The 13,702-nt window shown below is 36.2% G+C and carries 14 protein-coding genes; all 14 read left to right on the top strand.

Features of this window, described 5'->3' with window-relative positions:
• The first annotated feature begins 133 nt into the window (after window positions 1-133).
• The 14 genes from rplU to MWH28_RS00745 all read left to right on the top strand — a co-directional run bounded on the left by rplU (window position 134) and on the right by MWH28_RS00745 (window position 13,700).
• Complete coding sequence (gene rplU, locus MWH28_RS00680) at window positions 134-445, top strand: 50S ribosomal protein L21 (RefSeq protein ID WP_248617336.1); 312 nt, start codon at window positions 134-136, stop codon at window positions 443-445.
• Complete coding sequence (locus MWH28_RS00685; RefSeq protein ID WP_248617337.1) at window positions 445-780, top strand: ribosomal-processing cysteine protease Prp; 336 nt, start codon at window positions 445-447, stop codon at window positions 778-780. Before rplU ends, MWH28_RS00685 begins: the two co-directional genes overlap by 1 nt.
• A gap of 85 nt (window positions 781-865) precedes the next feature.
• Complete coding sequence (gene rpmA / locus MWH28_RS00690) at window positions 866-1,165, top strand: 50S ribosomal protein L27 (RefSeq protein ID WP_248617338.1); 300 nt, start codon at window positions 866-868, stop codon at window positions 1,163-1,165.
• Window positions 1,166-1,539: 374 nt separating this feature from the next.
• Window positions 1,540-2,829 (top strand): GTPase ObgE, encoded by a 1,290-nt coding sequence (obgE, locus tag MWH28_RS00695; protein ID WP_248617339.1) that lies wholly within the window; start codon window positions 1,540-1,542, stop codon window positions 2,827-2,829.
• 47 nt (window positions 2,830-2,876) lie between these two features.
• Window positions 2,877-3,167, top strand: coding sequence for a ribosome assembly RNA-binding protein YhbY (gene yhbY / locus MWH28_RS00700; RefSeq protein ID WP_248617340.1), 291 nt, complete (start codon window positions 2,877-2,879; stop codon window positions 3,165-3,167).
• 38 nt (window positions 3,168-3,205) lie between these two features.
• Complete coding sequence (proB, locus tag MWH28_RS00705; protein ID WP_248617446.1) at window positions 3,206-4,321, top strand: glutamate 5-kinase; 1,116 nt, start codon at window positions 3,206-3,208, stop codon at window positions 4,319-4,321.
• 176 nt (window positions 4,322-4,497) lie between these two features.
• Window positions 4,498-5,754 (top strand): glutamate-5-semialdehyde dehydrogenase, encoded by a 1,257-nt coding sequence (locus MWH28_RS00710; protein ID WP_248617341.1) that lies wholly within the window; start codon window positions 4,498-4,500, stop codon window positions 5,752-5,754.
• Window positions 5,755-6,247: 493 nt separating this feature from the next.
• Window positions 6,248-7,051, top strand: coding sequence for a CPBP family intramembrane glutamic endopeptidase (locus MWH28_RS00715; RefSeq protein WP_248617342.1), 804 nt, complete (start codon window positions 6,248-6,250; stop codon window positions 7,049-7,051).
• Window positions 7,052-7,140: 89 nt separating this feature from the next.
• Window positions 7,141-8,508: a D-serine ammonia-lyase gene (dsdA, locus tag MWH28_RS00720; protein ID WP_248617343.1), complete on the top strand. Its 1,368-nt coding sequence runs from the start codon at window positions 7,141-7,143 to the stop codon at window positions 8,506-8,508.
• A gap of 27 nt (window positions 8,509-8,535) precedes the next feature.
• Entirely contained in the window at window positions 8,536-9,303 is a 768-nt protein-coding gene (locus MWH28_RS00725; protein WP_248617344.1) for an undecaprenyl-diphosphate phosphatase, read from the top strand.
• 41 nt (window positions 9,304-9,344) lie between these two features.
• Complete coding sequence (gene hslO, locus MWH28_RS00730) at window positions 9,345-10,247, top strand: Hsp33 family molecular chaperone HslO (RefSeq protein ID WP_248617345.1); 903 nt, start codon at window positions 9,345-9,347, stop codon at window positions 10,245-10,247.
• Window positions 10,248-10,285: 38 nt separating this feature from the next.
• A complete protein-coding gene (locus tag MWH28_RS00735; protein ID WP_248617346.1) occupies window positions 10,286-10,477 on the top strand; it encodes a DUF6485 family protein in 192 nt (63 codons plus the stop codon).
• 224 nt (window positions 10,478-10,701) lie between these two features.
• Window positions 10,702-12,183 (top strand): TrkH family potassium uptake protein, encoded by a 1,482-nt coding sequence (locus MWH28_RS00740; protein ID WP_248617347.1) that lies wholly within the window; start codon window positions 10,702-10,704, stop codon window positions 12,181-12,183.
• Window positions 12,184-12,221: 38 nt separating this feature from the next.
• Entirely contained in the window at window positions 12,222-13,700 is a 1,479-nt protein-coding gene (locus MWH28_RS00745) for a TrkH family potassium uptake protein (RefSeq protein ID WP_248617348.1), read from the top strand.
• Window positions 13,701-13,702: the final 2 nt, after the last annotated feature.

Consider the following 13,702-nt stretch of genomic DNA (forward strand, 5'->3'; position numbering starts at 1 on the left):
TTTTATGTTAGAATTCATACTCGTAAGTGGTTTGTTTTAGCCACTACCAAAACCGCACGGTGCGGGTCTAAAATCTCCAGTAAAGAGATTACCTAGTTACCGGCGAGTCTGAGGTAGAGGAGGTGTTAATGATATGTACGCAATTATTGAAACAGGCGGAAAGCAATATAAAGTTGAAGAAGGTCAAGAAGTGTATATTGAAAAATTAGATTTAGAACCAGGCGAAACAGTAGAATTTGATCAAATCAAAGCTGTATCAACTGCTGATGGTTTAACAGTTGGTCAACCAACTGTAGAAGATGCTACTGTAACTGCTAAGGTTGTTGCTCAAACTAAAGGTGATAAAATAATCGTTTTTAAGTATAAGCCTAAGAATAATTATCGGAAAAAGACTGGTCACCGACAGCCATATACTAAAATAAAGATTGATAGCATTAAAGCATAATGATTGTCATCAATATTGAACGCAATCAAGCTGGAAATATTGTTGAGTTCTTCGTTGAAGGACATGCTGATTATGCTCCCTCAGGAGAGGATATTATCTGTGCAGCCGTTTCAGCAATTTTACAGACTGCTGTCTTCGGATTGACTAACTATTTAGAGTTAACTCCTGAGGTTGAAGTAAAAGATGGTTGGTTAAGTTGCAAGATTGATTCTAAGATGGCTCAAGATGTTGAAGTCAAGGCTATTTTGGAAACAATGGTGGCAGGATTAGAAGAGACAGAAAAGAGCTATTCGGAATATATCGAAATAAGATCAGTGAACATGAAAAATCAGTGAATAGATAAAACTTAAAGGTCTTGAACTTTAACTATTCACTTTTCATTATTAACTATTAACTGAACTATAGAAGGGGGTGGAAGAAATGATTAAAATGAACTTACAATTGTTTGCTAATAAAAAGGGAGTTGGTAGCTCTAAAAATGGTCGTGACAGTATTTCTAAGCGACTGGGAGTAAAGAGCCACGATGGACAATATATTAGTGCAGGTAGTATTATTGTTCGACAACGTGGTACTAAATTCCATCCTGGATTGAATGTAGGTCGGGGTGGAGATGACACTCTATTTACTAAAGTAGATGGTTATGTATCATTTGATCGAAAGGGACGAAACAAGCGAGAGGTTAATGTTTATACTGAAGATCAAATTCAAGCAATGGCTTAATAGCCCAAAAAACTCCCAGTATTTACTGGGAGTTTTTATATTTTCTTATATAGTTTATAGTGAACAGCTATCAGTAATCAGTTGTCAGTAAAACCATAAGGTCAAGTTCCTTAAGAGTTCTTGAATTAAATGGTTTTGAAATTGCTGCTTACTGCTTACTGATTTCTGATTCCTGATTACTATTGATATAAAGCTAGCTAGTTTGGTTAGTAGTGAACAAGTAATGATTTTTATCTAAATTTATGTTATAATAATTTAATAAAATTGTTTTTTTAGGAAAAGATATATATGATAGTGATAAGTACTTAGTGGTTAGAAAATCAAGGTCATAAAAATTTTAGTTGATGATTTGATATTTATAGGGGTTGGTAATAATGTTTGTTGATGAAGTCAAGATTGAAGTTAAAGGTGGCGATGGTGGGGATGGGATGACCAGTTTCCGTCGAGAAAAATTTGTCTCAGCTGGAGGACCAGATGGTGGAGATGGTGGCCATGGTGGAGACGTTATTTTTAAAGTTGATGAAGGGCTTAATACCTTATTAGATTTTAGAGAGCGAAATAAGTATGAAGCTGAGAGTGGTGAAAGAGGAGGAAGCAAGAAGCAACATGGTAAAGATGGAGATGATTTAGTAGTTTTTGTACCTCCTGGAACTACAGTAATCGATGTTGAAACTGGAGAGACAATTGCTGATTTAATAGATGATGGACAAAAGGTTGTTGTTGCAAAAGGTGGACGTGGTGGACGCGGAAATACACGATTTAAGTCATCTACTAAACAGGCGCCTAGATTTTCTGAAAATGGAGAGCCTGGTGAGAGTAAAGAGTTAAAGTTGGAGCTTAAGTTATTGGCAGATGTAGGATTAGTGGGTTATCCTAGTGTTGGTAAGTCTACTTTGATCTCTAGAGTATCAGCAGCTAAACCAGAGATTGGAGCTTACCATTTTACGACGTTAAAGCCTAACTTAGGAGTAGTTAAAGTCGGTGATTATGATACCTTTGTGATGGCTGATATTCCTGGATTGATTGAAGGAGCTCACCAAGGGGTTGGATTAGGAGATGACTTTTTACGTCATATTGAACGGACAAAAGTAATAGTTCATATTTTAGATATTTCTGGGATAGAAGGACGGGACCCATTAGAAGATTTTGAAAAGATAAATCATGAATTGAAAGAATTTAATCCTGATTTATTGGATAGAGAGCAGTTGGTAGTAGCTAATAAGATGGATTTACCTCAAGCTGAAAAGAATCTGGCTGAAATCAAGCCCAAACTAGAAGAGATGGGCTATCAAGTGATTCCAATCTCAGCAGTTACTGGGACAGGAGTTGATGAGTTGGTTGCTGAAATAAATAAATTAGTCAAGGAAGCACCTGACTTCTTTGCAGTTGAGGAGGTTGAGGAAGAAGTTATTATTCGTGGCCCTCAACCAGGTGAAATTGAGCAAGATTTTGAAGTGGAAAGGGTTAACGATACCTTTAAAGTAACTGGTGATGAGATTGAACGTAAAATAGCGATGGCAGATTTGAGTACAGAAGAAGGTCTGCGTTATCTAATTAAGACATTTGAGAAGATGGGAGTAGAAGATGCTTTACAGGAAGCCGGAATAAAAGAAGGAATGACTGTAGATATAGATGGTTTACAATTTGAGTATCGCGAGGGATAATTTCAATAAAAAATTTACAATTAAACTTAGTATAGGGAGCTGAAAAAATGTTAACAGGAAAAGAGCGAAGTTATTTACGAGGAGAGGCAAATGAAATGAATCCATTATTCCAAGTTGGGAAAGATGGTATTTCTGAAAATTTAGTTAAACAGGTTGAAGATGCTTTAAAAGCAAGAGAATTAATCAAATTAAGAACCTTGAATAATTCTATGTATACTTCACAGGAAGCAGCTTATGAATTAGCTGAACAAGTTAATGCTGATGTTGTACAGATTATAGGTAATGTATTTGTTTTGTATCGTAAGAATCAAGAAGAAAATAAGTATAATTTACATTAATAGTATGATTTAACTTAACTGAAGGTTAGGTGAAGAAGATGAGAAAAGAGATTGTGGATAGTGAGCGAATTGTGGTTAAGATAGGTAGTAGTACCTTAACTTATCAGAATTCCAAATTAAATTTGAATCGAATTGAAAAGTTAATTAGAGATGTTGTTGACCTTAAACATCAAGGAAAAGAAGTTATATTAGTTAGTTCAGGGGCGATTGCTGCTGGAGTAGGGGGATTAAATCTTGAACATTCTCCTGAAACAATTCCCCAGAAGCAGGCTCTAGCAGCGATTGGTCAAGGATTATTAATGAAGACTTATCAGAAGTTATTCAGTGAATATGATCAACAAGTGGCTCAAGTTTTATTGACTCAAAAGGATCTTACAGATAGAAAAAGATATTTAAATTCACGTAATACGCTAAATCAATTACTAGAATATGATGTAATTCCAATTGTCAATGAAAATGATACAATAGCTGTTAATGAGATTAAGTTTGGTGATAATGATACTTTATCAGCATTAGTAAGTGGCTTGGTTGATGCAGATTTGTTGGTTGTTTTATCTGATATTGATGGTTTATATACTGCTGATCCGCGTTCTAATCCTGAAGCTGAGATGATCAGTCAGGTTGAAAAGATTTCAAAGCAGATTGAGGATCTAGCAGGAACAGCCGGTACCGAACGAGGGACTGGGGGGATGGTAACAAAGATTAGAGCAGCCAAAATTGCAACTAAAGCAGGTATTTCTTTGGTGATAGCTAATGGTAGTGAGGATCAAATCTTATCTCAGATTAGTAGTGGTCAAGAGAAAGGTACTTTATTTTCACCCCAACAAGGCCTGGCCAGTCGAGAAAAGTGGATTGCTTTTAACTTAGATGTTCAAGGAGATATTATTATCGATTCTGGAGCGGCCAAGGCTATTGATGAGCAAGGGAGTAGTTTATTACCTTGTGGGGTAGTTAGGGCGACAGGTAGATTCAAGGCTGGAGATGTAGTCGATCTAGTTGATGAGGCTGGAAATCGGTTGGCCCGAGGATTGGTAAATTATTCTCAAAGTGAGGTTGAAAAGATCAAAGGCTTACACTCTAGTGAGATAAAAGAGAAGTTGGGTTATCAAGATTATGATGAGATAATTCATCGTAATAACCTAGTTCGCTTATAAAGGCAATTTACAGTTGATAATTGATAATTGACAGTTAAAAATCAAGGGCCAAATTTTAACATAGCGTTGTGAGTTGAAGAGTAATATAATATTGTTTAGCACTAAATGATTTTGAACTTAACTATTTACTATTAGTTATTCGTTATTAACTGAATTTTAAGGAGGGGGATTATAAGATGAGTATTAAAGAGAATGTGACTCAAAAGGCTAAGCAAGCTAAAAAGGCAGCAAAAGAGTTGGCTAATTTAAGTTCTGTTTATAAAAATCAAGCTTTGTTACAGATGGCTGATGCGTTAGAGAATAAGCAAGAGATGATTTTGGCTGCAAATAAAAAGGACATGCAAGTAGGAAGAGAAAATGGACTATCAGAGTCTTTACTAGATCGATTGTTATTGACTGAAGATCGAATCTTAGGAATGGCACAAGGGTTGCGTGAGGTTGCTCAATTTGATGATCCAATTGGTGAAATGCTCGAGATGAAGCAACGACCAAATGGCTTAAAGGTTGGTAAGATTCAAGTACCATTAGGTGTGATTGGGATCATTTATGAGGCACGACCTAATGTGACTGTTGATGCAGCAGGTTTATGCTTGAAGGCAGGAAATACAGTTTTATTACGTGGTGGTTCAAATGCAATCAACTCCAATCAAGCTTTGGTTGATATTATTTCTGATGCAGCTTGTCAGGCAGGGTTACCAGAAGGTTCAATTCAGTTAGTTGAAACGACTGATCGAGAAGCAGTTCAGGTAATGTTTAAATTAAATGATTATCTTGATGTCTTGATCCCACGTGGTGGAGCAGGGCTGATTCAAGCAGTTGTTAATAATTCAACTGTACCGGTAATTGAGACTGGGGTAGGTAATTGCCATACATATATTGATGCTGAAGCTGATTTAGAAATGGCAGAGGAGATTGTAATTAATGCTAAAACACAGCGGACAGGTGTCTGTAATGCTATGGAGACTTTACTAGTTCATCAAGATGTAGCTGGGGAGTTTCTGCCAACTATGATTGAAGAGTTGAGAGAGCGAGATACTTTGGTTAAGGGATGTCAGCAGGTACAAGATGTTGTAGCAGATGTTGAGGCTGCTAATGAAGAAGATTGGGCAACAGAGTTTTTAGATTATACCTTGGCGATTAAGGTTGTGGCTGATTTTGAGGAGGCAGTTGCTCATATTGATCAATATAGTACTAATCACTCGGAAGCAATTGTTACTGAAAATTATACTAAAGCTCATCAATTCTTAGATGTAGTTGATTCAGCTGCTGTTTATGTCAATGCTTCAACCCGCTTTACCGATGGAGGACAGTTTGGCTTAGGAGCTGAGATAGGAATCAGTACTCAAAAACTTCATGCTCGCGGGCCAATGGGAGTCAATCAATTGACCACGACTAAGTTTGTGATCTTTGGAGATGGACAAATTAGAGAGTAAATTAGGGGGCGTTGGCCCTCTTTTTTTATTGGGGGAGTAGTACAATATTGTGGCACTAAAAGTGCGACAATATTGAGTTAACAGTTTACGTTTTACAGTTTACAGTTAAGATCAAAATCTTAAAATCCTAAGAGCTATGAAAAGTTTTAGAATTATAGGTTTAGATTGGTTTTGGGTTTAAGTTTTAAATGGTTTTAACTATCAACCGTCAACTGTTCACTGTCAACTGATATAAAGTGGCAAAGTGCCACTTTATATCAATTCAGTTGCAGGAAAAGTTTTATTTAAGGCAGAATTATAATATTTGAATCGAGAGATGAGTATAGATAGTCTTAGAAGAAAAATTTTAAGAGCATGAGGTTTACATAGATATCCAAGGCTAAAGTGTAATTAATAGTGGTTGTTTTTTTCTAGTTTCCGTCATTCAATTTGGCTGTAATATACTTTAATTTAAAGTTGGATGATTATAACCTTTAGGAAGGAGTAGAATTAAATGGTAGATGAGAAAGGGTATCCTTCATTATTACAGGCTATGGGCTTAATTCTACTTTACTTTATATTTCAACTTATAATCGGGATCAGTGGTGGGATTATTGGAGGATTGACAGGATTATGGCAGGCAGAATTATTTCGTTATACACTTGAATATTATCTAGCACCAGGTTTAGGTGGATTGCTAAGTTTTCTGTATGTTAAAAAGAAGTATCAAATCGCTTGGGAAGAGGTTAGAGGAGAGAATATAATCGATCTTAAGCTCTATTCAGTTATTTTTATGACTATAGTTGGAATTATTCTTGTCAATTCATTAGTGATTAATCTTGTTGAATCTGTCTTTCCGTTGCAGCAGGACTTTGTTGAACATTTAAATCGAGTTTATGCAAATAATCTTATCTTAGTCTTCTTTTCATTAGTTATTATCTATCCTGTAGTTGAAGAAGTGATCTTTCGGGGGATTATACTGCGGGGCTTTTTAACTAGGTATAAGCCTTGGCTAGCAATTACTGGTTCAACTTTCTTATTTGCTGTACTTCATCTCAATCCTTGGCAAGGAGCTGCAACTTTTGTATTAGGTCTATTTTTAGGCTGGATCTATTTTAAGACTAATTCATTATTATTAGCAATTATTGGGCATAGTATTAATAATTTAATCGTTGTTTTATCTACTAAATTATCTGAGCAACCTGTCAGTACTGAGGTAGAGTTGCTACCAATCTGGTTGATAGTACTTGGCTTTGGCTTGCTACTAGGTGGGATTGTACTTATAAATAAGGCTAAGTTTGAGTCTAAGTCTGAGTAAGAATTTAACCTTTTGTCTTTTTTGCTCTTTCTAGTCACCAATCACTAATTACTAGTAACTAATTACCAAACCAAGGAGTGAATTCAATAATGAATCAAAGATTAATTGCAGGTAAAAGTATAACAGAGTGGAAAGCAGACCATCCATTATTAGAGCAGATAATTGAGACTGAAGAGGTATGGTGGGCCAATCCTAATTACACAGATTTTTCTGAAGTAATAGATAAGCTTTCTTTAGAGCTTAAAGATGTTGAGGAAGCTGAAGCAAGGTTGAAACGCTTTGGCCCATATTTGAGTCATGTCTTTCCCGAAACACGTCCCAGTAAGGGGATTATTGAGTCGCCAGTAGTTAATATTTCTGATTTCAAAAAGAAGCTGGAGAGAATAAGTGGGCAAGAGCTGCTTGGTGAATTGTTATTAAAGTGTGATAATCAATTACCGATTGCAGGTTCAATTAAGGCTCGAGGTGGAATTTATGAAGTTTTAAAGCATGCAGAAGAGTTGGCTATTGAAGAGGGATTATTGAGTTTAGACGATGATTATTCAATCTTAGCGACAGATAAATTTAAGGAGTTTTTCTCTAAATATTCGATTGTAGTCGGTTCTACAGGTAATTTAGGGCTCAGTATTGGGATTATGAGTGCTAAAATTGGTTTTAAGGTAACGGTACATATGTCAATAGATGCTAAAGAGTGGAAGAAGAAGTTATTACGTGAGCAGGGAGTTGAAGTTGTTGAACATACTGCTGATTATAATCAAGCTGTAGAGGAAGGTAGAAAGCAAGCGGAAGCTGATGCTAAGAGTTATTTTGTTGATGATGAGCAATCTGTTGATCTCTTTTTAGGGTATGCTGTAGCAGCATTACGTTTAAAGGAGCAGTTAGCAGCAATGGATTTAGAAGTTAGTTCAGAGCAACCTTTATTTGTTTATCTACCTTGTGGTGTTGGAGGTGGGCCAGGAGGGATAGCTTTCGGTTTGAAGTTATTATTTCAAGATAATGTTCATTGCTTTTTTGTGGAACCGACTCATTCTCCTTGTATGTTATTAGGTCTGTTGACGGGCCAACATAATCGAGTCTCTGTTCAAGATTTTGGCTTGGATAATCGTACAGCAGCTGATGGGCTTGCTGTCGGTAGAGCATCAGCATTTGTAGGTCAGATGATTGAGGAGTTATTGAGTGGGATTTATACGATTGAGGATCAAAAGTTGTATATTCTGTTAAGTTATCTCTTTGAGTTAGAGGGAATTGGCTTAGAACCATCTGCTGCAGCAGGATTGGTTGGCCCGGTTCGATTGCTTAATGAAAAGGCAGGTCGAGAATACCTTAAAGATAATAATCTCTTAGCTAAGCTGGAGGATGCGATTCATATTCCTTGGGCGACAGGAGGAAGTATGCTTCCTTCACAGGTGATGGAGGATTATTATCAACACGGGTGTCAATTAAGAAGAGAGCTTTAAGCATATAAGAGGTATAGGAGAGATGAAATGGAATTAGCTAGAATTATAATTTTGGGGATTGTGCAGGGGTTGACTGAGTTTATCCCTGTCAGTAGCTCAGGACATTTGGTCTTATTTCAGCATCTGTTTGGAGTGCAAGAGCGGTTGACCTTGAGTGTCTTTTTGCACTTGGGAACATTGATTTCAGTTGTAGTTGTCTTCTGGTCTGATATTATAGAAATAGTTCAACTGAAGCCTAAGTATCGCAAGTTGACCTTTTATCTTCTGCTTGGGACAATACCAGCAGGGGTGATTGGGGTCTTATTTGAAGATTTTTTTGAACAGCTCTTTTCCTCAGTTACTTTTGTGGGGTTTATGTTATTGATTACTGGGTTGTTATTATGGTTATCTGATCGAGTTGATCTTAAGCGGCGTGATTTAGATGAGATGAAGCTCAGTGATGCACTGGTAGTAGGATTTGCTCAAGCTGTAGCTATTTTACCTGGCATTTCTCGTTCTGGAGCCACGATTGTAACTGGATTATTTAAAGGGCTAGATCGGAAGTTAGCAGCTAGATATTCATTCTTATTATCGATTTCTGTAATTGCAGGGGCTAGTTTGATTCAGGCGGTTGATCTAGTAAGGGTTGGAATGGGGGAGATCGGTCTGTTAGAATTGACCTTAGGGACTGTTACTTCTGCAGTTTCTGGTTACTTTGCGATTAGATTATTACTTAAGTTGATCAATCAAGAGCGATTGAGTATCTTTGCTTATTATTGTTGGACTTTAGCAATATTAATAATTCTATTAACTTAATCCCAATCTAAATTTAATACTTAAATTATGAGGTGATAAAGATGAAAGATGATTATTTAATTAGAGCAATGACGACAAATAAGGAAATTAGAGTTTTAGTAGCTAGAAGCACGCAGGTGGTTAAAGAAGCTCAACAGGCTCACCAAACTACACCAGTAGCCACTGCAGCTTTAGGTAGGACATTGACTGCTGGTGCATTGATGGGTTCGATGCTTAAGTCTGGTAAAGAGATCAGTTTGACGATCAAAGGTGATGGGCCATTGCGGAAGGTAGTGGCTCATGCCAATCAATACGGAGCGGTTAGAGGTTATGTAGCTAATTCCCAAATTGAATTTTTGGAAAATGAGTTAGGTAAACTAGATGTAGCTAAGGCAATTGGACAAGGTAGCTTGACTATTAAGAAGGATTTAGGTTTGAAAGATCCTTATCAGGGGAGCGTACCATTGGTTTCAGGAGAGATTGGAGATGATTTGACCTATTACTTTACTAAATCAGAACAGACACCATCAGCAGTAGGATTAGGGGTTTTGGTTAATCCTGATTGTTCAGTTAAAGCTGCAGGTGGATTTATCATTCAGTTGATGCCTGAAGCTGCTGAGGAGACGATCGGTCAATTGGAAGAGAATTTGGCCGAGGTTGAATCGGTCAGTAGATTAATCGAACAGGGGTTGAGTCCAGAGGAGTTATTGGACAAATTATTAACAGGATTCGAGTTTAAGATTTTGACAGAACGAGAGATTGAATTTAAATGTGTTTGTGGTCAAGAAAGAATGAAGAGGTTAGTAAGTAGCTTGAGTGAAGATGATTTAAGAGAGATTATAAAAGAGGATGAGCAAGTAGAGGTTAAGTGCCATTTTTGTAATCAAAATTATCAATTTAGCAAAGAGGAGATTGAAGATATCTTAGCTAGTAATCAAAAAGAGGAGAATTGGAATTTATCGTGAAATCTTAAATAGAAATCTATCTCTAAGGAGTGATTACAATGGCTGGATGTTTAGAGGACAATAAAGAAGAGTGTAGTTGTACCTACGAACCTTGTCCCCGAAAAGGAAACTGTTGTGCTTGTGTGAAGTATCATAACCAAAAGGATGAACTACCAGGCTGTTTCTTCTCAAAAGAGGCAGAAAAGACTTATGATCGTTCTGTTGAGTTCTTTATTAAATCAAGAAGTTAAGTAAGTGGCCTTAGTGGCCACTTTATTGCTATATTATAATATTGTGGCACTTTTGTGCCACAATATAGTTTACAGTTGACAGTGTACAGTGTACAGTTATAAGATCAAGAGCTTTTAAGAACTTAAGCACCATAAAAGTTTTATATTTAGAGCTTTAGAGTGATTTTGTTAACTGTCAACTGTAAACCGTAAACTGTACACTGATATAAGGAGGGGAGAGTCTTGTGACCAGTTTTAAACAAAAGATTAGAACTATCAGGTACATACTTGGCTCTCTGCTAATCTTATTGAGTGGGATATTACTTATCCCAGTAAGCATTAATCTATTCTATCAAGAGGGTTTGACAGATGCTTTTTTAATTCCAGCACTTATCTCTCTTGGGATTGGTTTGGTCAGTAAGTGGGGAGTTGTTGAAGGGAGATTGTCATTGACTACAGGGATGTTGATCTGTAGCTTGAGCTGGATTGTAATTTCTATCTTAGGAGCTCTTCCTTTTTATTTGGCCCTAGATTACTCTTATGTAAATAGTTTATTTGAAGCAGTTAGCGGTTTTACAGCAGCTGGTTTGACTGTATTTACTGGTTTGGAGGAGTTGCCGAGATCAATTCTTTTTTGGCGGGGATTGATGCAGTGGTTAGGTGGGCTTGGTTTTTTAACCTTCTTTTTAGTAATTACTTTTAAGGGCCAAGCTGGCTTATTTCAGTTATTTACAGCTGAAGCTCATAAAATTGAATTATCTCGCCCTGTACCTAATATCTTTAAGACGATTAAGATCTTATGGGGAATTTATATCTTCTTTACTTTGTTATTGATTATTTCACTTTATTTATTAGGCGTTTCTTTTTTTGATTCAGTGGTTCATGGATTTACTACTGTTGCCACTGGAGGCTTTTCTAATTATGATAATAGTATTGCTTATTTTCAAGAAGCAGGATATTCTAATTATAAAGCAATTGAATATGTAATTATCCTCTTTATGCTCTTAGGAGGAATGAACTTTGTAGTTCACTATAAATTATTGACGGGCCAAGTCAGGGAATTATGGGCAGGAATAGAGATGAAGCTCTTTTGGGGGTTTATCTTAGGAGGAACAGCTTTGGTTTTAGTTAGCCACTATTCGTACTTTCCATTTGTCTGGGAGCAACTAGAGGAGGTAGTTAGAAAGAGTTTATTTCAAGTTGTTGCTTTATTGACAACAACAGGATATGCTACTGAAAGTATTGGCTCTTCTTTCTTTCCAGCGTTGGCCCAGCAGTTCTTTTTAATCTTGATGTTAATTGGAGGTTGCGTAGGGTCTACTGCGGGAGGGTTTAAGATAATGCGAGTAGCAATTTTGGGAAGATTATTTCAGCGGGAAGTTAAGAAGATTTCTTATCCTCAAGGTGCTGTTATACCAGTGGTAGTTGATGGAGGAAGGTTAGCAAATTCAGAGGTTTTTAGAGTTGTTGCTCTCTTTATTAGTGGAATGTTCTTATTGATGGTCGGTGGCTTGATAACAGCTTTATTTTCGGACTTGCCTGCTTGGAATGCGTTTTCAGGTATTTTTTCAGCATTAGGGACTATTGGTCCTTCCTATATTGAAGTGGAGCAGTTAAAGAATTTATCTGATATAATCAAAATTAATTATATTATAGCTATGTTAGCAGGAAGACTAGAGATTTTACCGCTATTTATTTTATTTAATAAGCAGGCGTGGAGTAGATAAAACAGGTGACCTTAGCTTGAGGGGAGGAAGAAGAAGTTGTGCAAATAATCAATAAACTGAAAATTGTAATTAATTTATTGGGCTCTTTATTATTAGTGCTAGCTTGTGTGCTTTTAATACCAATTGTAGTTAGTGTTATTTATCAAGAACAGTTAGAGAGTGTATTTCTTATTTCGGCTTTATTGTCCTGTGTTATAGGATTAATTGGTAAATTGACTACTAAGAAACAAAGAGTATCGCTGACTACGGGAATGATAGTTTGTGCACTAGGTTGGATTATAGTTTCTTTACTAGGGGCACTTCCTTTTTATTTAGCGTTAGATTATTCTTTTATAGATACATTTTTTGAATCGGTAAGTGGTTTTACTACTACAGGGATTACTGTCTTTACTGGCTTAGAAAATTTACCAAGATCCATTTTATTTTGGCGTAGTTTGATTCAATGGTTAGGTGGTTTAGGGATTTTGACTTTCTTCTTATTTGTTACATTTAAAGGGCAAGGAGGTTTATTTAAGTTATTTACGGCAGAGAGTCATAAGATTAATCAATCTCGTCCTACCCCTAATATCTTAAAAACAATCAGAATTTTATGGTTGATTTATGGTGGGTTTACGATTGTAGAAATTCTTATTCTTTATTTGCTAGGGGTTTCTTTTTTTGATGCTCTAGCTCATAGTCTAACTACAGTATCTACAGGAGGATTTTCTCCATATGATAGTAGTATTGGCTATTTTAAGGAGGCAGGCTATCAAAATTATAAAGCAATTGAATATGTAATTATCTTTTTTATGACTTTAGGTGGGATCAATTTTTTAGTCCATTATAAGGTTTTAACAGGTGATTTAAGGGAGTTATGGGATGGCATAGAGATGAAGTATTTTTGGGGAATTATTGTTGGGGCAGTATCTCTGATCTTGATTAATCACTATTCTTATTTTCCTTTTGATTGGACTACCTTAGAAGAAGCAATTAGAAAAACCCTTTTTCAAGTGATTGCTCTGTTAACGACGACCGGTTTTGGTACTCAAGATATTGGTTCTTCTTTTTTTCCGGCAGTAGCTAGACAGATATTTTTGATTTTGATGTTGACTGGAGCGTGTGTTGGTTCTACATCAGGTGGTTTTAAATTAATCAGAATAGTGATCTTAAATAAGCTATTTAAACGAGAGATCAAAAAGATTTATTATCCAAAAGGAGCTGTCTTGCCTGTAGTAGTAGATGATAGTATAATTGCTGACAAAGAGGTCTTTAGAGTTGTTGCTCTATTTTTTGGTTGGTTACTTTTATTATTTATTGGAGGAGGGATAACGGCCTTCTTTTCTGACTTGCCTGCTTGGAATGCATTTTCGGGTATTTTTTCAGCATTAGGGAATATTGGCCCTTTTTATTTTAGTGTAGAACAGATGCAGGAGTTATCTGATATAATAAAAGTTACATATATTATTGCTATGTTAGCAGGAAGATTAGAAATTTTACCATTATTTATTTTATTTAATCAACAGGCATGGAGGAGATAGTT

The organism is Natroniella sulfidigena, assembly GCF_023223645.1.
GTDB classification, from domain to species: domain Bacteria; phylum Bacillota; class Halanaerobiia; order Halobacteroidales; family Halobacteroidaceae; genus Natroniella; species Natroniella sulfidigena.